Consider the following 20,526-nt stretch of genomic DNA (forward strand, 5'->3'; position numbering starts at 1 on the left):
GAACAGCCCACCAATCAACTCGTAGGCCAAACAGACGAATCACACCTAATTCCTGATAGACCCGGATGGTCAGTGCCAGCCAGCAGAAGCAGGCCGCGATGAGGGTGAGCAGGGCCATGGGGACGGCGAACACCATGCGGAGACAGCCGGTGTCGTCGGACGCGCGGGGCGTGTCGGTCATCGGCGCGGTGCGCTCCTTCCGTTGTCCGGATCGATCACGGCTGAGTTCATCCGCTCAGAGGCGGTGCACCGGGGCTGCGTTGTCGACCCAGTGCCAGTTCACCGGCTGCCACTGCTTCTTGAGGGCGGTGCGTTCCTTGGTGTAGGCGCGGAGGGACTGTTGGACCGTGTGACCGAGGTCGTCGAGGGAGGTGGGGGAGGGGACGCGGAGGAGGAGGTGCTGGGTGCGGTGGGCGAGGATGAGGTCGCCGGTGGGGGTGCAGTCCACGAGCGTGAAGTGCTTGAGCGGCTTGTACGGGGCCTCCTGGAGGTCCAGGCGCTGGGACAGGGAGCCGTCGGAGGTCCAGGCGAAGAGGCCGTAGCGGTTGAGGTGGTAGATGCGCTCATGCGCGGAGTCGGCGGCGATGTTCGTGGATCATCACACCATTCTCATCGGTCCCACTGACAACAGGCCCGGCAACGGCTGTGACCGCGTGTCAGCCGGTGTTCTCGGAAGCGATCCTGCGGAGCAGCCGGGGGAGCGCGGTGCCGATGGGGTCGCGGATCACCTCGTCCGCCAGGTCGTCGTACGGCGTCGGCTCCGCGTTGACGATGACGAGGCGGGCGCCGTGGTCGGCGGCCACGCCGGCGAGACCGGCGGCGGGCTGGACCTGGAGGCTGGTGCCGGCGGCGATGAAGACCGTGCAGGCCTTGGCGATGGCGAGGGCCTCGCTCAGCACCTCGGGGTCGAGGCTCTCCCCGAACATGACGGTCGCCGTCTTGAGGATGCCGCCGCACTCACGGCACGGCGGGTCGTCCTCGCCGGCCTCCAGCCGGGCCAGGGCGTCCGCCATGGAGCTGCGGGCGTGACAGGAGGTGCACACCACGCTGCGGGCGGTGCCGTGCAGTTCGAGGACCTTGCGGTCGGGCATGCCGGCCAGCTGGTGCAGACCGTCGACGTTCTGCGTGATGACGCGCACCGGGACGCCGGAGCGCTCCAGTTCCGCGATGGCGCGGTGCGCGGCGTTGGGCTCGGCGGACAGGGTCCGGTTCTTGCGCCGCATCTGCCAGGAGCGCCGCCGGATCTCCGGGTCGTTCATGTAGTACTCGTACGTGACGAGCTTCTCCGCCTCCGGGTCGCTGCGCCACAGCCCGTTGGGGCCGCGGTAGTCGGGGATGCCGGAGTCGGTGCTGACGCCGGCGCCGGTGAGGAGGGCGACGAGAGGCTTGCTCATGAGGCGAGGGTAGGGCGGAGGGGAGCGGCGCGGCGAGCGGATAAGGCGGTGAGGCCAGGTCTGTACGCGGCCGGCTCGCGGTCAGTGCACCGGGTTGCCGTCCTCCAGCTCGGCGGTGCCCGCGCCGGTGTCGAGGACGTCGAGTGCGGCGAGGACACGGCGGCCGAGGGCCCCGGGAAGGTGAGCGGTCAGCTCCTCGCGCGGCACCAGCTTCCAGGACAGCAGCTCCTCCTCCTGGAGGCGGATCGCGGCCAGGTCCTTCTCGTCGAGCACCCCGCCGTCGTACAGGTAGGCCACCATCGGCGGCCGTCCCTCGCCGCTCACCCAGTCCACCGCCAGCAGCCGGCCCAGCTCCCGGTCCAGCCCGATCTCCTCGGCCATCTCGCGCCGCGCCGCCTGCCGCGGGGTCTCCCCGTCGTCCGACTCGATCGTGCCGCCCGGCAGCGCCCAGCCCTCCCGGTAGTTCGGCTCCACGAGCAGCACCCGCCCCTGCGCGTCCCGGAACAGGGCGGCGGCCCCGGCGAAGACGCGCGGGAGGGTGGCGAGATAGGCGGCGAAGTCCTGAGCGTCGTCAGTGCAGGCGTCAGTGGTGGTCATATCGGCAGGGTAACGGCGCGGCCGGGCCCACCTGCGACGACGTCGCCTCGCCGGCCCGGGCGCACGGCAGCACACGCCGGTCCCGTGACCGGCATCGCGCGTCGCATGCGCCGGGGGCACGGACGGGGACGAGAACACGGACCGGTCCCGCGCTCAGGCACGGACCGATCCCGCGCTCAGGCACGGACCGATCCCGCGCTCAGGGGCGGGCCCTCGGTGGCACCACCCGGATGCCGGAGCCGTAGCAGCCGATGGCCTCGGCGATGCCGGTGAACAGCAGGGCGTAGTGCTCCTGGCCGCGTGCCGTGGCGATGCCGCCGAGGTCCAGCACGGAGTCCGCGGGCCGGCCTAGGTCGCCGAGCAGTCCGGCGACCGTGCGTTTGGCCTCCGCGTCGTCACCGGACAGGAACACCGTGCTGGGTCGCTCCAGCGGGTCCGGCGCCACCATCAGCTCCCGGTCGATCGTGCAGAGTGTCGTGACGTCCCGGCACCTCGGACCGTGGCCCGTACGCCGTACGCCGTCGGTCCTACGCCTCGGGACCCTGCGCCAGCCGCAGGGTGCGCTCGGCGAGTTCGCTGATGCGGACGCCGTCGAAGCCGAAGACCGCGCTGCGCACGGTGTCCTCCAGAGGGGCCTTCCAGTGGCCGGGGATGGCCGTGGCGCCGCACAGGACGCCCGCCACCGAACCGGCGGTGGCCCCGTTGGAGTCGGTGTCGAGGCCACCGCGGACGGTCAGGGCGATGGTGCGGGTGAAGTCGCCCTCGCCGTGGAGCAGCCCGGCGGTGATGACGGCGGCATTGGGGACGACGTGGATCCAGTTCAGCCCGGCCGTCTCCTCCTCCAGCGTGGCCAGCGTCTCCTCCCAGGACAGGCCCGTTTCGTGCAGGGAGGCCACGCGGCGGACCGTGCGGGCCAGGCGGCAGCTCGGCGGGATCACCGTGAGCGCATCCTCCACGGCGTGCCGCACCGTGGGCGCGGTGAACGCCGCCGCGATCAGCGCCGCGGCCCACATCGCGCCGTACACACCGTTACCGGTGTGGGACAGCACGGCGTCCCGGCGGGCCAGCGCGGCGGCACGGCGCGGGGCGCCGGGGGAGGTCCAGCCGTGGATGTCCGCGCGGATCAGGGCGCCGATCCACTCCTGGTAGGGGTTGTCGTACGTGGCGGTCAGCGGGGGCCTGAGACCGTTGGCGAGGTTCCGGTAGGCGGCACGTTCCGCCGTGAAGGTCTGCAGGTACGGCAGGCGCAGCAGCCACAGGTCGCCGACCTGTTCGGTGGTGAAGCCGAAGCCGTAGGTCTCCAGCAGGTCCAGGCCCAGGACGGCGTAGTCGACGTCGTCGTCGCGGCAGCTGCCGTGGATGCGGCCGCGCACGCAGTCGCGCCACTCCGGGCGCAGGTCCCGGCCCATGCTCTCGGTGAGCGGCTCGGGAATGTAGTCGGTCAGGGGGAGGGCGCCGGTCTGCCGCAGATAGCGGTCGATGCGCTGCCTGGTCCACACGTCGCCCCGCTCGACCGGCTTGCCGAGCATGTTGCCGGCGATCCGGCCGAGCCAGCCTCCGAGGATGCGGTCGGCCAGGTCCGGCATTCCTGCCTGAGTCCGCGCAGCGGTCATGACGTCGGTCATGGCTTCGGTCTACCCGGTCCGCCGGATTCCGCACGCCGCCGCACGGGCCACGCCGCACGGTCCATGCCGCAAGGGCCACGCCCGCCCCTCCACGCTGGACCGTCCACGCCGCACGGGCCACGCCGGACCGTCCTCGCCGGACCCCCCCGTACGGGCGCGCCGTACGGTCCACGGGGCGGTCGGGGAATGACGGCGGCGGGGACCGAAGGTTAAGGTCACAGCGGCGCGACTGGCCCGCGCACGGCGTGCGGGGCCCGAGTAGCGAGGGGAAGACAAGTGGCTGACGCAGTCAGCGGTACCTGGTCCGAGCAGTCGGCGCGGCCGGCTCAGCGGGTGCTCGTCGCCGCGGACAAGTTCAAGGGGTCCTTGACGGCCGTGGAGGTCGCCGAGCGGGTGACGGCCGGGCTTCGCAGGGTCGTGCCGGACGTCAGGGTCGAGGCGCTGCCGGTCGCCGACGGCGGCGACGGCACGGTGGCGGCGGCGGTCGCGGCGGGATTCGAGCGGCGGGAGGTGCGGGTCACCGGTCCCACCGGGGACGAGGTGACCGCGGCGTACGCACTGCGCGACGGCACCGCGGTCGTGGAGATGGCGGAGGCGAGCGGCCTCCAGCGGCTGCCGGAGGGCGTCCTCGCGCCGCTCACGGCGACCACGTACGGCTCCGGCGAGCTGCTGCGGGCCGCGCTGGACGCGGGTGCGCGGACCATCGTCTTCGGGGTGGGCGGCAGTGCCACCACGGACGGGGGCGCGGGCATGCTGTCCGCGCTGGGCGCGCGGTTCCTGAAGGCCGACGGGGAGCCGGTGGCGCCGGGCGGCGGCGGCCTCGCCGAGCTGGCGAGCGCGGACCTGTCCGGCCTGGACGAGCGGCTCTCCTCGGTCGAGTTCGTCCTCGCCAGCGACGTCGACAATCCGCTGACCGGCCCGAAGGGCGCACCGGCGGTCTACGGCCCGCAGAAGGGGGCGTCCCCGGAGGACGTGGAGCGCCTGGACGCGGCGCTGGCGCACTTCGCGAAGGTGCTGGAGGGGGAGCTGGGCGCGAAGGCCGCCGAGCTGGCCGCCTCGCCCGGCGCGGGCGCGGCCGGCGGCATCGGCTACGGCGCGCTGCTGGTCGGAGCGCGGTTCCGGCCCGGCATCGAGGTCATGCTGGACGTCCTGGGCTTCGCCCCGGCGCTGGAACGGGCCGACCTGGTGATCACGGGGGAGGGCTCCCTCGACCAGCAGACCCTGCACGGCAAGGCCCCGGCGGGCGTGGCCTCTGCGGCACGCGCGGCGGGCAAGGAGGTCGTCGCGGTCTGCGGCCGCCTGGCCCTGCCCCCGGAAACCCTGGGCAAGGCCGGCATCCGCAGGGCCTACGCCCTCACGGACATCGAGCCGGACGTCCAGAAGTGCATCACCGAAGCGGGCCCCGTCCTGGAGCGCACGGCCGAACGCATCGCCCGCGACTTCCTGACCTGACGAGTTCATTCCCATCCAGCCCCACCCGTCTCGGCCGGCTGCAGGGTGCCCACGTCAGGTTCACTGCCGCCGCGCGCGACTGCTGTGCCGCCCGCCCGGGAGCGGCTTTGGCGGGCGGCGTCCGGGTCCTTCCCGCCCGAGGCGGCCCGAGGCGGCCCGAGGCGGGAAAGCGGACTCCCGGCGGATCCGGTGCCGACCGGCTCACGGGCCGCTCCGCGGCGGCCCGAGGCGGCCCGGCAGGACGGTCTGACCGGCTCGATGACCGGGCTCGGCAGGCGCGACCGCTCCGGTGCGCGTCCAGCCGCCCCGCCGGGGGCGTCCGCGCCCCGCCCCTTCCCGCCGGCCCCGGACCGGCACAGGGAGGCCGGGGCGCTCAGCCTCCGGCCCCGGTCGGCTGATGCCGGCCGGACAGACCAGGCGCAGAGCAAGCAAAAGACCCCGGACCTTCTCAGGTCCGGGGCCGATGCTCAGCGGGGCGTCACGGCAGCTGTGCCGCCCGCGCCTCGCGGCGGTTGTCGCGGAAGTTGTTCACCCGGCGAGCCGTGGCGAACAGCGGAATCACCGCGCCCATCACCAGCTGCAGGGCGCAGCCGGTCTGGAGCAGCAGCTGGCCGCTCGGGGCGTCGAAGGCCCAGGCAGCCAGGAGGCCCATGGACAGGACGATCCAGGTCAGCATGGCCACGGCCAGCCGGCCCCGCGGCTTCGGGTACTCGACGCGGCTCACCATCAGCCACGCGGTGCCGAGGATCGCCAGCAGGGTCGCCACGAACGGCAGCTCCAGCAGCACGATCGACACGACCGTCAGCGCTCCGAACGGCGAGGGCATGCCCTGGAACGTGCCGTCCTTGACCGTCACGCAGGAGAATCTCGCCAGCCGCAGCACCACCGCGAGCAGGACGACGATCGCCCCGACCGCGGCCACCCGCTGGTGCGCGTCGTCCGCCACCATGCCGTAGACCAGCACGAAGTACGCCGGCGCCAGGCCGAAGCTGATCAGGTCCGAGAGGTTGTCCAGCTCCGCACCCATCGGCGAGCTGCGCAGCTTGCGCGCGACCAGCCCGTCGAAGAGGTCGAAGACCGCCGCGCACAGCATCAGGATCACCGCGGTGGCCGCGCTGTGGCGCGCCATGCCGGTCTCCTGGCTCCCGGTGAGGTGCGGGATCAGGATGCCGGTGGTGGTGAAGTACACCGCCATGAAGCCACAGGTGGCATTGCCCAGGGTGAGGGTGTCCGCTATCGACAGGCGCAGCGAGAGAGGCATCTCCTCCTCGTCGTCCTCGTCGGCCTCCGGCACCCAGCCGGCCTGAGTATCAGGATCAATCACGGTCAATTCGAGTCACCCCAGCCACCGTCTTCTGCCCGACTTCGACCGCGACCTGCACGCCCTCGGGCAGGTAGAGGTCGACCCGCGAGCCGAACCGGATCAGACCGATCCGCTCACCCTGCTCGACCTTGGTGCCCTGCGGCACGTAGGGGACGATGCGGCGGGCCACCGCGCCGGCGATCTGGACCATCTCGATGTCGCCGAGCTCGGTGTCGAAGTGCCACACCACCCGCTCGTTGTTCTCGCTCTCCTTGTTGAAGGCGGGAACGAAACCACCGGGGATGTGCTCGACGGACGTGACCGTGCCGGCCAGCGGCGCGCGGTTCACGTGGACGTTGAGCGGGCTCATGAAGATGGCGACCCGGGTGCGGCCGTCCTTCCACGGCATGATGCTCTGCACCACACCGTCGGCGGGCGAGATGACCCGGCCCTGGGCGATCTCGCGCTCGGGGTCGCGGAAGAACCACAGCATCCCCGCCGCCAGCGCGGTGGCGGGAACGGCGATGGCCTTCGCCGCGCCCGAGCGGCGGGCACGCAGAAGGCTGACGGCTGCGGTGGCGACGGTCGGCAGAAGCCACGGCGATGCTCCGCGCGCGAGGCGTACGCCGGCGAGGCTGTCGCGAGGTGCAGAGTTTTGGCTGTGGGGCATGGATGACCTTCGTAGCGGATGATGCCGCGCACTTGCGGGGGACGGCGGCTTTCCGGCGATCGTAGCGGCTCCCGGCCGCAACTGGGTAAGCCAGTCAGCCGAGTCAGCGCCAGAAACGTGCATACGGGGTGTGATCCTGTTCTCCAAGAAAACACCCCGTATCCGGACATCTAGCCCTGGAACCGATACTCTTCGAGCAGTCGGCGGCCGATGATCATTTTCTGGATCTCGGCGGTGCCTTCACCGATCAGCAGCATCGGGGCCTCCCGGTAGAGGCGCTCGATCTCGTACTCCTTCGAGAAGCCGTAGCCGCCGTGGATCCGGAAGGCGTCCTCCACCACCTCCTTGCAGTACTCGCTGGCGAGGTACTTCGCCATGCCTGCCTCGAGGTCGTTTCGTTCCCCGGAGTCCTTTTTGCGCGCTGCGTTGACCATCATCGCATGCGCGGCTTCCACCTTGGTGGCCATCTCGGCCAGCTTGAACTGAATGGCCTGGTGCTGGGCGATCGGCTTGCCGAAAGTGTGACGCTGCTGGGCGTACCGGACACCGAGCTCGAAGGCACGCTGAGCGACGCCGCAGCCACGCGCCGCGACATTGACCCGGCCGACCTCCACGCCGTCCATCATTTGGTAAAAACCTCGGCCGGTGACGCCGCCGAGCACCCGATTTGCCGGAATGCGCAGGCCGTCCATGATGAGCTCGGTCGTGTCGACGCCCTTGTAGCCCATCTTGTCGATCTTCCCGGGGATGGTCAGGCCGGGACGGACCTCGCCGAAGCCCGGCTCCTTCTCCACCAGGAAGGTGGTCATCGACTTGTGCGGCGGAGTGCCCTCGGGGTGTCCTTCGTCACTTCGCACCAGAACGGCGACCAGAGAGGACGTCCCGCCGTTCGTCAGCCACATCTTCTGGCCGGTCAGGACGTACTCGTCGCCGTCCTTGACCGCCTTGGACGTGATCGCCGACACATCGGAGCCCAGGCCCGGCTCCGACATGGAGAAGGCGCCGCGGATGTCGCCGGCCGCCATCTTCGGCAGGAAGTAGTCCTTCTGCTCCTGCGTGCCGTGCTGCTTGAGCATGTACGCCACGATGAAGTGCGTGTTGATGATGCCGGACACCGACATCCAGCCGCGGGCGATCTCCTCCACGCACAGCGCGTAGGTGAGCAGAGACTCGCCCAGACCCCCGTACTCCTCGGGGATCATCAGACCGAACAGGCCGAGTTCCTTCAGCCCGTCGACGATCTGCTGCGGGTACTCGTCACGGTGCTCCAGCTCGGTGGCGACCGGGATGATCTCCTTGTCCACGAAGTCGCGGACGGTGGCGAGGATCTCCTGCTGAACGTCGGTCAGACCGGCGGTCTGGGCGAGACGGGCCATCGCTTACTTCCCCTGTTCCTTGAGCTCGGGGCGGCCCGGCTGCTCGCCGCCGCGCTCCTTGATGTACGTCTCGGTCGGCACCATGACCTTGCGGCGGAACACGCACACCAGCGTGCCGTCCTGCTTGTAGCCCTTGGTCTCCACGTGGACGATGCCGCGGTCGTTCTTGGACTTCGACGGCCACTTGTCGAGGACGGTGGTCTCGCCGTAGATGGTGTCGCCGTGGAAGGTCGGCGCCACGTGCTTGAGCGACTCGATCTCCAGGTTGGCGATCGCCTTGCCGGAGATGTCCGGCACGCTCATGCCGAGCAGCAGCGAGTAGACGTAGTTCCCGACGACGACGTTCTTGCCGAAGTCCGTCGTCTTCTCCGCATAGTTGACGTCCATGTGGAGCGGGTGGTGGTTCATGGTGAGGAGACAGAACAGGTGGTCGTCGTACTCGGTGACCGTCTTGCCCGGCCAGTGCTTGTACGTCGCCCCGACCTCGAACTCCTCGTAGGTGCGTCCGAACTGCATGACGGTCAGGCCTCCGGGATCTCGAACTTCGACGTGCGCTGCATGCCGGCGGCGCGTCCCTTGCCGGCGATGACCAGGGCCATCTTGCGGCTGGCCTCGTCGATCATCTCGTCGCCGAGCATCGCCGAGCCCTTCTTGCCGCCCGCCTCGGACGTGTAGTACTCGTACGCGTCCAGGATCAGCTCGGCGTGGTCGTAGTCCTCCTGCGAGGGCGAGAAGACCTCGTTGGCGGCGTCGACCTGGCCGGGGTGCAGCACCCACTTGCCGTCGAAGCCGAGCGCGGCGGCGCGCTGGGCGACCGCGCGGAAGCCGTCCACATTGCGGATCTGCAGGTAGGGGCCGTCGATCGCCTGGAGGTTGTTGGCGCGGGCCGCCATCAGGATCTTCATCAGGATGTAGTGGTAGGCGTCCGCCGGGTAGCCGGGCGGCTGCTCGCCGACCACCAGCGACTTCATGTTGATGGACGCCATGAAGTCGGCCGGGCCGAAGATGATGGTCTCCAGGCGCGGGGAGGCCTGGGCGATCTCGTTGACGTTGTTCAGGCCCTGCGCGTTCTCGATCTGCGCCTCGATGCCGATGCGGCCGACCTCGAAGCCCATGGTCTTCTCGATCTGCGTCAGCAGCAGGTCCAGCGCCACGACCTGCTGGGCGTCCTGGACCTTCGGCAGCATGATGCAGTCGAGGTTCTGGCCGGCGCCCTCCACGACGGTCACCACGTCGCGGTAGGTCCACTCGGTCGTCCAGTCGTTGACCCGCACGACCCGGGTCTTGCCGGTCCAGTCGCCCTCATTGAGGAACTTCACGATGGTGTGCCGCGCCTCGGGCTTGGCGAGCGGCGCGCAGGCGTCCTCCAGGTCCAGGAAGACCTGGTCCGCGGGGAGGCCCTGGGCCTTCTCCAGGAAGCGCGGGTTCGAGCCCGGTACCGCCAGGCAGGAACGCCGGGGGCGCAGGCGGTCAAAAGAATTCTGCGCGGCGGAGCCGCCCGTTGCAGGGGTGGTGGTGGGCGACGGGTGGGCGGTCATGCGGGGACCTCCAGGGGGTCGAGCTTGTTCGCTTTGCGGATCTCGTCGACGATGCGGCCGATGATCCCGGTGATGTCGAAGTCCTTCGGGGTGAAGACCGCGGCCACTCCGGCCGCCCGCAGCTGTTCGGCGTCACCGCTGGGGATGATGCCACCGGCGATCACGGGTATATCTGTGGCACCTGCCACATGCAGCCGCTGGAGCACGTCCGGCACCAGCTGGGCGTGCGACCCGGAGAGGATCGACAGGCCCACCGCGTGCACGTCCTCGGCGAGCGCGGCGTCCACGATCTGCTCCGGGGTGAGCCGGATGCCCTGGTAGACCACCTCGAACCCGGCGTCGCGGGCCCGCACGGCGATCTGCTCGGCGCCGTTGGAGTGGCCGTCCAGGCCGGGCTTGCCGACCAGGAAGCGCAGCTTGCCGACGCCCAGCTCCCGGGCGGTCAGTTCCACCTTGCGGCGCACCCGGGCGAGCGCGGTGCCCTCCTCGGCGGTGACCGCGACCGGCGCGGAGGACACGCCCGTCGGGGCGCGGTACTCGCCGAACACCTCGCGCAGGGCGCCGGCCCACTCGCCGGTGGTGACACCCGCACGGGCGCACTCCAGGGTGGCCTCCATCAGGTTCTCGGTGCCGCGGGCGGCCTCCTTCAGCCGCTCCAGCGCCTTGCAGGGGCGCGGGTGGTTGAAGGGCGGCTGGTAGCGGGTGTCGCGCCACTTCTGCAGCGACTCGATCACCCGTGCCTCCACGGCCGGGTCCACGGTCTGGATCGCGGTGTCCAGGTCGGCGGTGAGCGGGTTCGGCTCGGTGGCCTCGAAGATGTTGACGCCGACGATCTTCTCCTCGCCGGACTCGATCCGCGCCCGACGCTCGGCGTGCGAGGCGACCAGCTGGGACTTGAGGTAGCCGGACTCCACGGCGGCCATCGCGCCGCCCATCTCCTCGATGCGCTGCATCTCGGCGAGGGAGTCGGCGACCAGCTGCTCCACCTTGGCCTCGATCACCTTCGAGCCCTCGAAGATGTCGTCGTACTCCAGCAGGTCGCTCTCGTAGGCGAGCACCTGCTGGATGCGCAGCGACCACTGCTGGTCCCAGGGGCGGGGCAGACCCAGCGCCTCGTTCCAGGCGGGCAGCTGCACGGCGCGGGCGCGGGCGTCCTTGGAGAGGGTCACGGCCAGCATCTCCAGCACGATCCGCTGGACGTTGTTCTCCGGCTGCGCCTCGGTCAGGCCGAGGGAGTTGACCTGGACGCCGTAGCGGAAGCGGCGGTGCTTGGGGTTCTCGATGCCGTACCGCTCACGGGTGATCTTGTCCCAGATGCGGCCGAACGCCCGCATCTTGCACATCTCCTCGATGAAGCGGACGCCCGCGTTCACGAAGAAGGAGATGCGGGCGACCACATCGCCCTTGCGCTCCTCGGGGATCTGGCCGGAGGCGAACACCGCGTCCAGCACGGCGATCGCGGTGGACATGGCGTAGGCGATCTCCTGCACCGGCGTGGCGCCCGCCTCCTGCAGGTGGTAGCTGCAGATGTTGATCGGGTTCCACTTGGGGATGTTGTTGACCGTGTAGCAGATCATGTCGGTCGTCAGCCGGAGTGAGGGTCCCGGCGGGAAGACGTGCGTCCCGCGGGACAGGTACTCCTTGACGATGTCGTTCTGCGTGGTCCCCTGGAGCTTGGTGATGTCCGCGCCCTGCTCCTCGGCGACGACCTGGTAGAGCGCCAGCAGCCACATGGCGGTGGCGTTGATCGTCATCGAGGTGTTCATCTGCTCCAGGGGGATGTCCTGGAACAGCCGGCGCATGTCACCGAGGTGCGCGACCGGCACGCCGACCCGGCCGACCTCGCCGCGGGCGAGGACATGGTCGGGGTCGTAGCCGGTCTGCGTCGGCAGGTCGAACGCGACCGACAGACCCGTCTGGCCCTTGGCGAGATTGCGCCGGTACAGCTCGTTGGACGCCTCGGCGGTCGAGTGACCGGCGTAGGTCCGCATGAGCCAGGGACGGTCCTTCTGACGCTCTGTCATGCCCCGGCCCTCAGACGTTCCGGAAGCGGTTGATGGCGTCGATGTGCTTGGCGCGCTTCTCGTGGTCCCGCACGCCCAGGCCCTCCTCGGGGGCCATGCAGAGCACGCCGACCTTGCCCTGGTGGAGGTTGCGGTGCACGTCGAAGGCGGCCTGTCCGGTGTCCTCCAGGGAGTACACCTTCGACAGGGTCGGGTGGATCTTGCCCTTGGAGACCAGGCGGTTGGCCTCCCAGGCCTCGCGGTAGTTGGCGAAGTGCGAGCCGACGATCCGCTTCAGCGACATCCACAGGTAGCGGTTGTCGTACTGGTGCAGGTAGCCGGAGGTGGAGGCGCAGGTGGTGATGGTGCCGCCCTTGCGGGTGACGTAGACGCTGGCGCCGAAGGTCTCGCGGCCGGGGTGCTCGAAGACGATGTCGATGTCCTCGCCGCCGGTGAGCTCGCGGATGCGCTTGCCGAAGCGCTTCCACTCCTTGGGGTCCTGGGTGTGCTCGTCCTTCCAGAACCGGTAGTTCTCGGCGCTGCGGTTGATGATCATCTCCGCGCCCATCTTCCGGCAGATCTCGGCCTTCTCCTCGCTGGAGACGACACAGACCGGGTTGGCGCCGCCGGCCAGCGCGAACTGGGTGGCGTAGGAGCCGAGGCCGCCGCTGGCGCCCCAGATCAGCACGTTGTCGCCCTGCTTCATGCCGGCGCCGTTGCGGGAGACCAGCTGCCGGTAGGCGGTGGAGTTGACCAGGCCGGGGGCGGCGGCCTCCTCCCAGGTGAGGTGGTCCGGCTTGGGCATCAGCTGGTTGGACTTCACCAGCGCGATCTCCGCCAGGCCGCCGAAGTTGGTCTCGAAGCCCCAGATGCGCTGCTCGGGGTCGAGCATCGTGTCGTTGTGGCCGTCGGAGGACTCCAGCTCGACGGAGAGGCAGTGCGCGACCACCTCGTCGCCGGGCCGCCAGGCGTTGACGCCGGGGCCGGTGCGCAGCACCACGCCGGCGAGGTCGGAGCCGATGATGTGGTACGGCAGGTCGTGCCGCTTGGCCAGCTCGCTGGTGCGGCCGTAGCGCTCCAGGAAGTTGAAGGTGGGCAGCGGCTCGAAGATCGAGGTCCACACCGAGTTGTAGTTGACCGAGGAGGCCATGACAGCCACCAGGGCCTCGCCGGGGCCCAGTTCGGGCAGCGGCACCTCGTCGAGGTGGAGCGACTTGCGCGGGTCCTTGTCGCGCGTGGAGAGGCCGGCGAACATCTCCGTCTCGTCCTTGTGCACGGTGATCGCGCGGTACGACTCGGGGAGCGGCAGATTGGCGAAGTCCTCCGACGTGGAGTCGGGCGACTGGATCGCGGCCAGGATGTCCTTGACGGTCACGGTGTTGCCTCCGGCGAAGAGCGCCCTGAGGGAGGGACGCTGAGGGTTACGTCGGTGCTGCTGAGGGGTCGAGGTGGTGCCGTCGGTTCGGCGGTGGTGCTTCGGCAGCGCTTTGTGGCGCGGGAGGTTGCCTGTGACGCAGGCGTCCGGGTCGCGAAGTGGCTCGCGGGGACACCCCGGACACCTTCAAGCTATGACACCGCGTGTCACCCCGCAAGGCACTGAGTGCCAGAACTTGCTCTCAGATGAAATCTTTACGTAACAGATGAGCGATGATCGATCGAATCGGGGGGTGCGAGCGGCAGCAAAACGGGCCCTGACATGCCAAAACGGCCACCCGGTGGGGTGGCCGTTGTCACAGGGGATCGGTGCCCGGTCAGCGCTCCTTGAGCGCCTGCTCGATGGTCCGCATCACCTCGTCGAGCGGTGCGTCCGTGCGGGCCACGGTGACCAGCACCTCGCCCTGCCCGGCCGTCCGGGCGGCCGGCTGCTCCGGCGAGGCGGTGCGGCGGCCCGCCATGATGCCGCTGCCGAAGGTCTTGCGGACGATGGCGAACGCGTGGTCCAGCTGGGCCTCCACGTCCCCCTGGCCGCCCGCCCGCAGCCAGCGCCGCAGCACATGGTTGTGGGCGGTGACCACCGCGGACGCCGCGACCTCCGCAAGCAGCGGGTCGTCGCCGACCGTGTCGCGGTGCGCGTGCTCGTCGAAGTGGCCCAGGAGGTAGCGGGTGAACAACCGCTCGTAGCGGGCCACCGACGCGATCTCCGCCTCGCGCAGCGTGGGCACCTCGCGCGTCAGCTTGTAGCGGGCGACCGAGATCTCCGGCCGCGCCGCGTACATCTTCATGACCTCCTTGATGCCGCGGCACACCGTGTCGAGGGGATGCTCGTGCGGTGGAGCGGATTTCAGCACCGCCTCGGCGCGGACCAGGGTGTCGTCGTGATCGGGGAAGATCGCCTCTTCCTTGGAGCGGAAGTGGCGGAAGAACGTGCGGCGGGCGACCCCGGCCGCGGCCGCGATCTCGTCGACCGTGGTGGCCTCGTACCCCTTGGTCGCGAAGAGCTCCATCGCGGCGGCCGCGAGTTCCCGGCGCATCTTCAGCCGCTGGGCGGCGGCGCGGGAGCCTGCGGCACTCTCCGGCGGCTCGGTCGTGGCGGGCGTACGTGCGGACTTCGCGGGCTGGGACATGCCCCGAACGTACTGCATGTGCGCAGCTCGGTGCGCCTGACCGGCCCCCTCCCCGCCCTCCGGGGGCGGGGAGGAGCTGCTGCGCGCGGCAGGCGGGAGGCGGTCGGGGCCGAGCAGCCCGCCCCACTCCGCGCCTGCCCGGAGCCAGTCGCCGGGGCGCTGCTCAGCGCTTGGCATATTCGCGGAAGCCTCGGCCCGTCTTGCGGCCGAGGCAGCCCGCGGCCACCAGATGCTCCAGCAGCGGCGCCGGAGCGAGCCCCGGGTCGCGGAACTCGCGGTGCAGGACCTTCTCGATCGCCAGCGAGACGTCCAGGCCGACGACGTCGAGCAGCTCGAAGGGGCCCATCGGGTAGCCGCCGCCCAGCTTCATCGCGGCGTCGATGTCGTCCAGCGACGCGTAGTGCTCCTGCACCATCTTGATCGCGTTGTTCAGGTACGGGAACAGCAGCGCGTTCACGATGAAGCCGGCCCGGTCGCCGCAGTCCACGGCGTGCTTGCGGATCTTCCCGCAGACCTCGTGAACGGTGGCGTGCACGTCGTCGGCGGTCAGCACCGTGCGGACCACCTCGACCAGCTTCATCGCCGGGGCCGGGTTGAAGAAGTGCATGCCGATCACGTCCTGCGGACGCGAGGTGGCGCGGGCGCAGGCCACGACCGGCAGCGAGGAGGTGGTGGTGGCGAGCACCGCGCCCGGCTTGCAGACCTTGTCGAGCGTGGCGAACAGCTGCCGCTTGATCTCCAGGTCCTCGGCGACCGCCTCCACCGCGAGATCGACGTCGGCGAAGTCGTCGTAGGAGCCGGTCGGCCGGATCCGCTGAAGCGTCCCGGCGGCCGCCTCGGCCGTCATCCGGCCCTTGTCCACGGAACGCTGCAGCGACTTGCCGATCCGCGCCTTGGCGGCCTCGGCCTTCTCCGCGCTGCGCGCGGCCAGCACCACCTCGTAGCCGCCCTTGGCGAACACCTCGGCGATGCCCGACGCCATGGTGCCCGAGCCGGCCACGCCCACCGAGCGGACCGGACGGCCCCCGACCAGCGTGCCGCCCTCCAGCGGGGTGAGCGCGTCCCGGACGACCTTGCCGCTGCCCGGCGCCTCGTAGGTGTAGAAGCCGCGGCCCGCCTTGCGGCCCGTCAGGCCCGCCTCGCTGAGCTGCTTGAGGATCGGGGCGGGGGCGTGCAGCCGGTCGTGGGAGGCGGCGTACATGGCCTCCAGGACCGTGCGGGCGGTGTCGATGCCGATCAGGTCGAGCAGCGCCAGCGGGCCCATCGGCAGGCCGCAGCCCAGCCGCATCGCGGCGTCGATGTCCTCGCGGGAGGCGTACTTGGCCTCGTACATCGCGGCGGCCTGGTTGAGGTAGCCGAACAGCAGGCCGTCGGCGACGAATCCGGGCCGGTCGCCGACCGACACCGGCTCCTTGCCCAGGTCCAGGGCGAGATCGGTGACGGCGGTGACGGCGGCGGGCGCGGTCAGCACCGAGGAGACGATCTCCACCAGCTTCATCTTCGGGGCCGGGTTGAAGAAGTGCATGCCCAGCACCCGCTCGGGGCGGGCCGAGTCGGCGGCGAGCCGGGTCACGGACAGGGCGTTGGTGCCGGTCGCCAGGATCGTCTCCGGGCGCACGATGCCGTCGAGTTCACGGAAGATCTGCTGCTTGATCTCGTACGACTCCGGGGCGACCTCGATCACCAGATCGGCCTCGGCCGCGGCGGACAGCCCGGTCGAGGTGGAGATGCGGGCCAGGAGCTCGGTGCGCTCCTGCTCGGTGAGGCGGCCGCGCTCCACGGAACGGGCCGTGGAGGACTCAAGGGCGGCCAGGCTCTTGGCGGCCTGGGCCTCGCTGATGTCGATGCCGACGACCGTGCGGCCGGCCTGGGCGAGGACCTCGGCGATACCGGTGCCCATCGTGCCGAGACCGACCACGGCGATGTTCTTCAGCGGGGACAGGGAGGTGTCGGACAGGGGAGTGGCCATCGCGGGACTCCAGGAATGAGGGTGACGACGAAAGAGGTGCCCGGGTGCGCCGAGGGCGCACCGGGTGCTCCATGAATGCGGGTGTGACCGGGCTGCAAGCGCACACGCCCGGTGCCGTCGCGGCCTGGGCGCGCACACGCCCGTCACCGGCGGCGGATCCGACCGGCCCTGTCCCGAGGCCGAGCCGAACAGGTACACACAGGTACCGAACCGACTGCGCTCACGGCGGCCGCGTCACCAGACCACCGTGAGAGATGCGAGTGGGTAACTCGCTCGTCTGAGCTTAACTTGCGGGTAACGAGCGCGCCAGCCCCAAGTCTCTGTGATGTACGTCCCTGACCGGACCCAGGGCCCCTACCCTCGCCACATGGACGAAGAGTTGCGATCGCTCACGGAACGCTTACGGGCCGAGTCCGGCGGAACGCCGCAGTACGAACGGCTCCGGGCGACGCAGGACCTCGACGCGCTCGCCTCGGTGCTCACCGCCTCCGGACAGCCGCTGTGGGCCCGGGAACTCGCCGCCTTCCGGCTCGGACTGGCCGGCGACCGCCGCGCCTTCGAGACCCTGGTGCTCCTCCTCAACCACCGCGACCCCCCGCGCTGCGCCTCCGCCGCCCACGCGCTGGCCCGCCTCGGCGACCCGCGCACCGCCCGGGCCGCCGCCGCCCTCGCCACCAACGAACTGCGCGTCGCCTACGCCCTGCACCCCGTACGCCTGCTCACCGAACTGCGCGCCCCCGAGTCCGTCCCCGCCCTGATCACCACCCTGCGCCGCCGCCTGCGCCCGCACGACCCCTACCGCAAGGTCGCCCTCGCCTGCGTCGAGGGCCTCGGCACCCTCGCCGACCCGCGCGCCGAACCCGTCCTCACCGAGGCCCTCGCCCACCCCGCCCTCGCCGAGGCCGCGGTGCACGCCCTGTCCCGCATCCCGGGCCCGCGCTCCCCGCACGCCCCGCCCGGCCGCCGCATCCCGGGCCCCCGCTGACCTCAGGGGCATCTCGGCGCTCCGTCCCTCAGATGCGGAAGCATCCCTCAGCTGCGGAAGCCGAGCAGGCTGTGCAGGGCCGAGCCGCGGGCGGTGGTCGGTGCCGCCTTGGACGCGGGCGGCGTCGGCTCGGGCAGCGCCTCGCACACCGCGTCGGCCTCGCCCTGGCCGCCGCGCGGCACCGTGCCGTCGGTCAGATACGCGGCCAGGTGCCGGTCCAGGCACGCGTTCCCGCTGAGCGTGATGCCGTGGTTCCCGCCGCCCTGCTCGACCACCAGGCTGGACCCCGCAAGCAGTCGATGGACCGTGACCCCGCCCCGGTAGGGAGTGGCCGCGTCGTGCGTGGCCTGGAACAGCAGCGCCGGCGGCAGCTCGTCGTTGGTGATGTCCACCGTGCGCACCGCGTCCGTCGGCCAGAACGCGCAGGGCGCGTTGTACCAGGCGTTGTTCCAGGTCAGGAACGGGGCCCGCTCGTACACCTCCCAGTTGTCCTTGCGCCACTGCTCCCAGTCGCGCGGCCAGATCGCGTCCCGGCACTCCACCGCCGTGTAGACGCTGTAGCCGTTGTCGTCGCCGTCGTCGGGCGCGCCGAAGTTCTCGTACGCCTCGACCAGGGGCCCGTCGTCCCCGTCGTTCACATAGGCCGAGAACGCCTCCGCGAGATACGGCCAGTAGCCGTTGTAGTAGCCGCCGGGGATGTACGTGTCCTCCAGCTCGGCCGGGCCCACCGTGCCGTCGGCCGGCTTCTCGGCCAGCTCCGCGCGCATCGCGTACCAGCGCGCCTCGACCCGCTCCGGGTCGGTGCCCAGGCGGTAGTGCGTGTGGTGCTTGGCGACCCAGGCCATGAAGGCGCGGTGCCGGTCGTTGAAGGCGTGGTTCTGGGCGAGGTTGGAGTCGTACCAGACCTGGGTGGGGTCGACGACCGAGTCCAGCACCAGGCGCCGTACGCGCTGCGGGTACAGCTTGGCGTAGACCGCGCCCAGGTAGGTGCCGTAGGAGTAGCCGAGGTAGTTCACCTGCTCCGCGCCCAGCGCCCGCCGGATCACGTCCAGGTCGTGCGCCGCGCTGACCGTGTTGATGTACGGCAGCACGTCCCAGTATCTGGTGCCGCAGGACTGGGCGAAGGACTTCACGCGGGCGAGGTTGGCCTGCTCCGCCTCGGCGCTGACCGGGATCGGGTCCGGGCGCACCGTGCGGAAGTACCGGGGCGCGCAGTCCAGGGCCGGGGTGCTGGCGCCCACGCCGCGCGGGTCGAAGCCGATGATGTCGTACTGGGCCGCCACCTCCTTGGGCAGGGACGACGCGACGAACCCGGCGAGTGTGCGCCCGCTGCCGCCGGGCCCGCCCGGGTTGACCAGCAGCGGGCCCTGGGACCGCTGCGCGGTGTGCGGGACGCGGGACAGCGCCAGGGTGATGGTCCGTCCCCCGGGGTCGGCGTGGCTCAGCGGCACCTGCACGGAGGCGCACTGCAGCCTCGGGTACTTCTCGGTGCCGCATGCCTTCCAGGCGGGTGCCGCCACCCGGAAGGTCCGGTCGATCTGTGAGGGGCCGGCCTCGGCCGTCCCGGCCGTGAGACCTCCGGCGGCCATGACGACGGCGGCACCGCACAGCGCGGCTGCTTTCCTCATGGGTCCTCCCAGGACGGGCACGCTGTGACCGCGAGGCTCACGGTCCACGCCGGATCGTGCCGGGGAACGGACCCCTTACGAACATGCTCGACGGGTTCTTGACCCCTTTGGACCGCCGGATGCGCTCGAATGCTCGCAGGGAGCGTTCAAAGGGGAGCTGGGTCCGCGGGCAGGGTGAGGCCCGCCGCCGAACGGAGGGAGGAGGGATATCCGCCAGAGCGGGTGAGCTGGGTCGGCTCTGCGGTGCCGGGCGGCGGGGGCGGGGTCACGGTGGCCGTCTGCCGGGGCAGTACTGTACGGGTGGGGCCGATGCCGTACTCCTGGGCCATCTCGTGCATCTGACGGGTGATCCGGCGTGGACCGCGACTGCTCCGGGCGGTCGCCGAAGAACGGGGTCACCGGCGGCTCGTATCGCTGCTCGCTGCCCACCCCCTTCGTGTACGACCGCACACCGCCCGCGAGCTTCCTCGTCGTGTCCTTCCTGATCGGCTGGGCACAGGCCCTGCGCTCGACACCATGCCCCGACGGCTCATCACATGGCTGATGATGCCGCTGGCCACCATCAGAGCTGGACCGTCCTGCGGAGCAATGAGCGGGTGGGGTGTGGCGGTGGGACCCGACCGACGCCAGTCCCGCAACTACTGGCCAGCGTGGTCCCGGATCCTCTCGTCCGGTGCGTGTCACCGGCCACCGCATGTAGGACGACCTCGGGCAGTCCCGTATTGCCGAGAGTGTCCTGGCTTTCAGGTCGGCCCCGCACGTGCGCAAGGTCCGCCGGTTGACGCAACGCGAACTGGCCGACCTCTCCCACGTCTCCTACAGCACCTTGACGAAGGTCGAGCAGGGCGTCATGCCCGCGAGCCCCTCGGTCATAGGAGCGCTCGCCCGCGCCCTGTCGGTGCCCGTGTCAGAACTCAACGGGCGTGGGCTCGATCCGGGCCGCTGCCACCTGGTTCATCGACCTGCCCACCCTGCCCCGGCACGGGCAGGTCATGCTCTTCGCGAAGGGCTTTTGTGACCAGCTGGAACTGCTGATGCCGCTCATCGAGCAGCTTGCCGCCCGGCAGCCGGCCGGCGACGTGCCCGCCGCCATGTCGCTCGCGGCGGTCAGGGAGGCGCGCAGCCACGTGAGGGAGCCGGAGGCGCCGGGCCTGGCCGGGGAGGTGGCGCGTGTCAAGCAGCTCGCCCGCTCCGTCGTCGCCCTGTGCGACCACTACGACGCGCTCACCCGGATCACCATGTGTCTCGCCTGCGACCGTGCCATCGGACCGGGCGAGAAGTGGACACCGTACGACCAGATCCGCCCGACCGGTGATGGGCGGTCGCCGGGCCGGATCCATGCCGCATGCGCCAACCAGGTGCGCCGTACTGGACGCTGACCTGGCGGAAGGCCTGACGGCCCGCCGACCGGCCCCGCTCGTC

The 20,526-nt window shown here is 70.8% G+C and carries 20 protein-coding genes and 1 pseudogene; 5 read left to right on the forward strand and 16 right to left on the reverse strand.

Annotated features, from left to right (window positions below; all coding sequences use genetic code 11):
• The 6 genes and pseudogenes from ABD207_RS18485 to ABD207_RS18510 all read right to left on the reverse strand — a co-directional run.
• Nucleotides 1–181 (reverse strand): annotated as a pseudogene (locus ABD207_RS18485) (hypothetical protein); the annotation flags it as partial.
• 54 nt (nt 182–235) lie between these two features.
• Nucleotides 236–448 carry a hypothetical protein gene (locus ABD207_RS18490; protein ID WP_344014210.1) on the reverse strand — a complete coding sequence of 71 codons (213 nt, stop codon included), beginning with the start codon at nt 446–448 and terminating at the stop codon, nt 236–238.
• Nucleotides 449–656: 208 nt separating this feature from the next.
• Nucleotides 657–1,394, reverse strand: a complete 738-nt coding sequence (locus tag ABD207_RS18495; RefSeq protein WP_344014211.1) for an SIR2 family NAD-dependent protein deacylase — start codon at nt 1,392–1,394, stop codon at nt 657–659.
• Nucleotides 1,395–1,475: 81 nt separating this feature from the next.
• Nucleotides 1,476–1,991: an NUDIX domain-containing protein gene (locus ABD207_RS18500; RefSeq protein ID WP_344014212.1), complete on the reverse strand. Its 516-nt coding sequence runs from the start codon at nt 1,989–1,991 to the stop codon at nt 1,476–1,478.
• Nucleotides 1,992–2,190: 199 nt separating this feature from the next.
• A complete protein-coding gene (locus tag ABD207_RS18505; protein ID WP_425580744.1) occupies nt 2,191–2,439 on the reverse strand; it encodes an NAD(P)-binding domain-containing protein in 249 nt (82 codons plus the stop codon).
• 79 nt (nt 2,440–2,518) lie between these two features.
• Nucleotides 2,519–3,616, reverse strand: a complete 1,098-nt coding sequence (locus tag ABD207_RS18510) for an ADP-ribosylglycohydrolase family protein (protein ID WP_425580745.1) — start codon at nt 3,614–3,616, stop codon at nt 2,519–2,521.
• Between the two features lie 333 nt (nt 3,617–3,949).
• Here ABD207_RS18510 and ABD207_RS18515 point away from each other — a divergent pair, with 333 nt between their 5' ends.
• On the forward strand, nt 3,950–5,068 hold the full coding sequence (locus ABD207_RS18515; protein WP_344014314.1) for a glycerate kinase: 1,119 nt from the start codon (nt 3,950–3,952) through the stop codon (nt 5,066–5,068).
• A gap of 478 nt (nt 5,069–5,546) precedes the next feature.
• Here ABD207_RS18515 and pssA read toward each other — a convergent pair whose 3' ends face one another.
• From pssA to ABD207_RS18560, 9 genes are all read right to left on the reverse strand, one after another.
• Nucleotides 5,547–6,362, reverse strand: a complete 816-nt coding sequence (pssA, locus tag ABD207_RS18520) for a CDP-diacylglycerol--serine O-phosphatidyltransferase (RefSeq protein ID WP_167997911.1) — start codon at nt 6,360–6,362, stop codon at nt 5,547–5,549.
• 22 nt (nt 6,363–6,384) lie between these two features.
• Nucleotides 6,385–7,041, reverse strand: coding sequence for a phosphatidylserine decarboxylase (locus ABD207_RS18525; RefSeq protein ID WP_344014213.1), 657 nt, complete (start codon nt 7,039–7,041; stop codon nt 6,385–6,387).
• 170 nt (nt 7,042–7,211) lie between these two features.
• Nucleotides 7,212–8,417 (reverse strand): acyl-CoA dehydrogenase family protein, encoded by a 1,206-nt coding sequence (locus ABD207_RS18530; RefSeq protein WP_344014214.1) that lies wholly within the window; start codon nt 8,415–8,417, stop codon nt 7,212–7,214.
• A gap of 3 nt (nt 8,418–8,420) precedes the next feature.
• Complete coding sequence (locus ABD207_RS18535; RefSeq protein ID WP_344014215.1) at nt 8,421–8,933, reverse strand: MaoC family dehydratase; 513 nt, start codon at nt 8,931–8,933, stop codon at nt 8,421–8,423.
• Between the two features lie 5 nt (nt 8,934–8,938).
• The gene (locus ABD207_RS18540) at nt 8,939–9,955 is read right to left on the reverse strand and encodes an HpcH/HpaI aldolase/citrate lyase family protein (protein WP_344014216.1); all 1,017 of its coding nucleotides are present in this window, start codon (nt 9,953–9,955) and stop codon (nt 8,939–8,941) included.
• Nucleotides 9,952–11,979 (reverse strand): protein meaA, encoded by a 2,028-nt coding sequence (locus ABD207_RS18545; protein ID WP_344014217.1) that lies wholly within the window; start codon nt 11,977–11,979, stop codon nt 9,952–9,954. The genes ABD207_RS18540 and ABD207_RS18545 overlap by 4 nt, the downstream gene beginning before the upstream one ends.
• A 10-nt stretch (nt 11,980–11,989) precedes the next feature.
• The gene (gene ccrA, locus ABD207_RS18550; protein ID WP_343997360.1) at nt 11,990–13,333 is read right to left on the reverse strand and encodes a crotonyl-CoA carboxylase/reductase; all 1,344 of its coding nucleotides are present in this window, start codon (nt 13,331–13,333) and stop codon (nt 11,990–11,992) included.
• Between the two features lie 376 nt (nt 13,334–13,709).
• Entirely contained in the window at nt 13,710–14,522 is an 813-nt protein-coding gene (locus ABD207_RS18555) for a TetR family transcriptional regulator (RefSeq protein WP_344014218.1), read from the reverse strand.
• A gap of 163 nt (nt 14,523–14,685) precedes the next feature.
• Nucleotides 14,686–16,491 carry a 3-hydroxyacyl-CoA dehydrogenase family protein gene (locus ABD207_RS18560; RefSeq protein WP_344014219.1) on the reverse strand — a complete coding sequence of 602 codons (1,806 nt, stop codon included), beginning with the start codon at nt 16,489–16,491 and terminating at the stop codon, nt 14,686–14,688.
• Nucleotides 16,492–16,858: 367 nt separating this feature from the next.
• Here ABD207_RS18560 and ABD207_RS18565 point away from each other — a divergent pair, with 367 nt between their 5' ends.
• Nucleotides 16,859–17,476: an adenylosuccinate lyase gene (locus tag ABD207_RS18565; RefSeq protein ID WP_344014220.1), complete on the forward strand. Its 618-nt coding sequence runs from the start codon at nt 16,859–16,861 to the stop codon at nt 17,474–17,476.
• Between the two features lie 47 nt (nt 17,477–17,523).
• Here ABD207_RS18565 and ABD207_RS18570 read toward each other — a convergent pair whose 3' ends face one another.
• Entirely contained in the window at nt 17,524–19,104 is a 1,581-nt protein-coding gene (locus tag ABD207_RS18570; protein WP_344014221.1) for an alpha/beta hydrolase, read from the reverse strand.
• Nucleotides 19,105–19,459: 355 nt separating this feature from the next.
• On the opposite strand from ABD207_RS18570, the gene ABD207_RS18575 reads away from it, so the two are divergent.
• From ABD207_RS18575 to ABD207_RS18585, 3 genes are all read left to right on the forward strand, one after another.
• Nucleotides 19,460–19,648, forward strand: coding sequence for a hypothetical protein (locus ABD207_RS18575; RefSeq protein WP_344014222.1), 189 nt, complete (start codon nt 19,460–19,462; stop codon nt 19,646–19,648).
• Between the two features lie 216 nt (nt 19,649–19,864).
• Nucleotides 19,865–20,122, forward strand: coding sequence for a helix-turn-helix domain-containing protein (locus ABD207_RS18580; RefSeq protein ID WP_344014223.1), 258 nt, complete (start codon nt 19,865–19,867; stop codon nt 20,120–20,122).
• A complete protein-coding gene (locus ABD207_RS18585; protein WP_344014224.1) occupies nt 20,028–20,483 on the forward strand; it encodes a DUF6415 family natural product biosynthesis protein in 456 nt (151 codons plus the stop codon). The genes ABD207_RS18580 and ABD207_RS18585 overlap by 95 nt, the downstream gene beginning before the upstream one ends.
• Nucleotides 20,484–20,526 lie beyond the last annotated feature (43 nt).

This window comes from Streptomyces thermospinosisporus (assembly GCF_039526425.1).
GTDB classification, from domain to species: Bacteria; Actinomycetota; Actinomycetes; order Streptomycetales; family Streptomycetaceae; genus Streptomyces; species Streptomyces thermocarboxydovorans.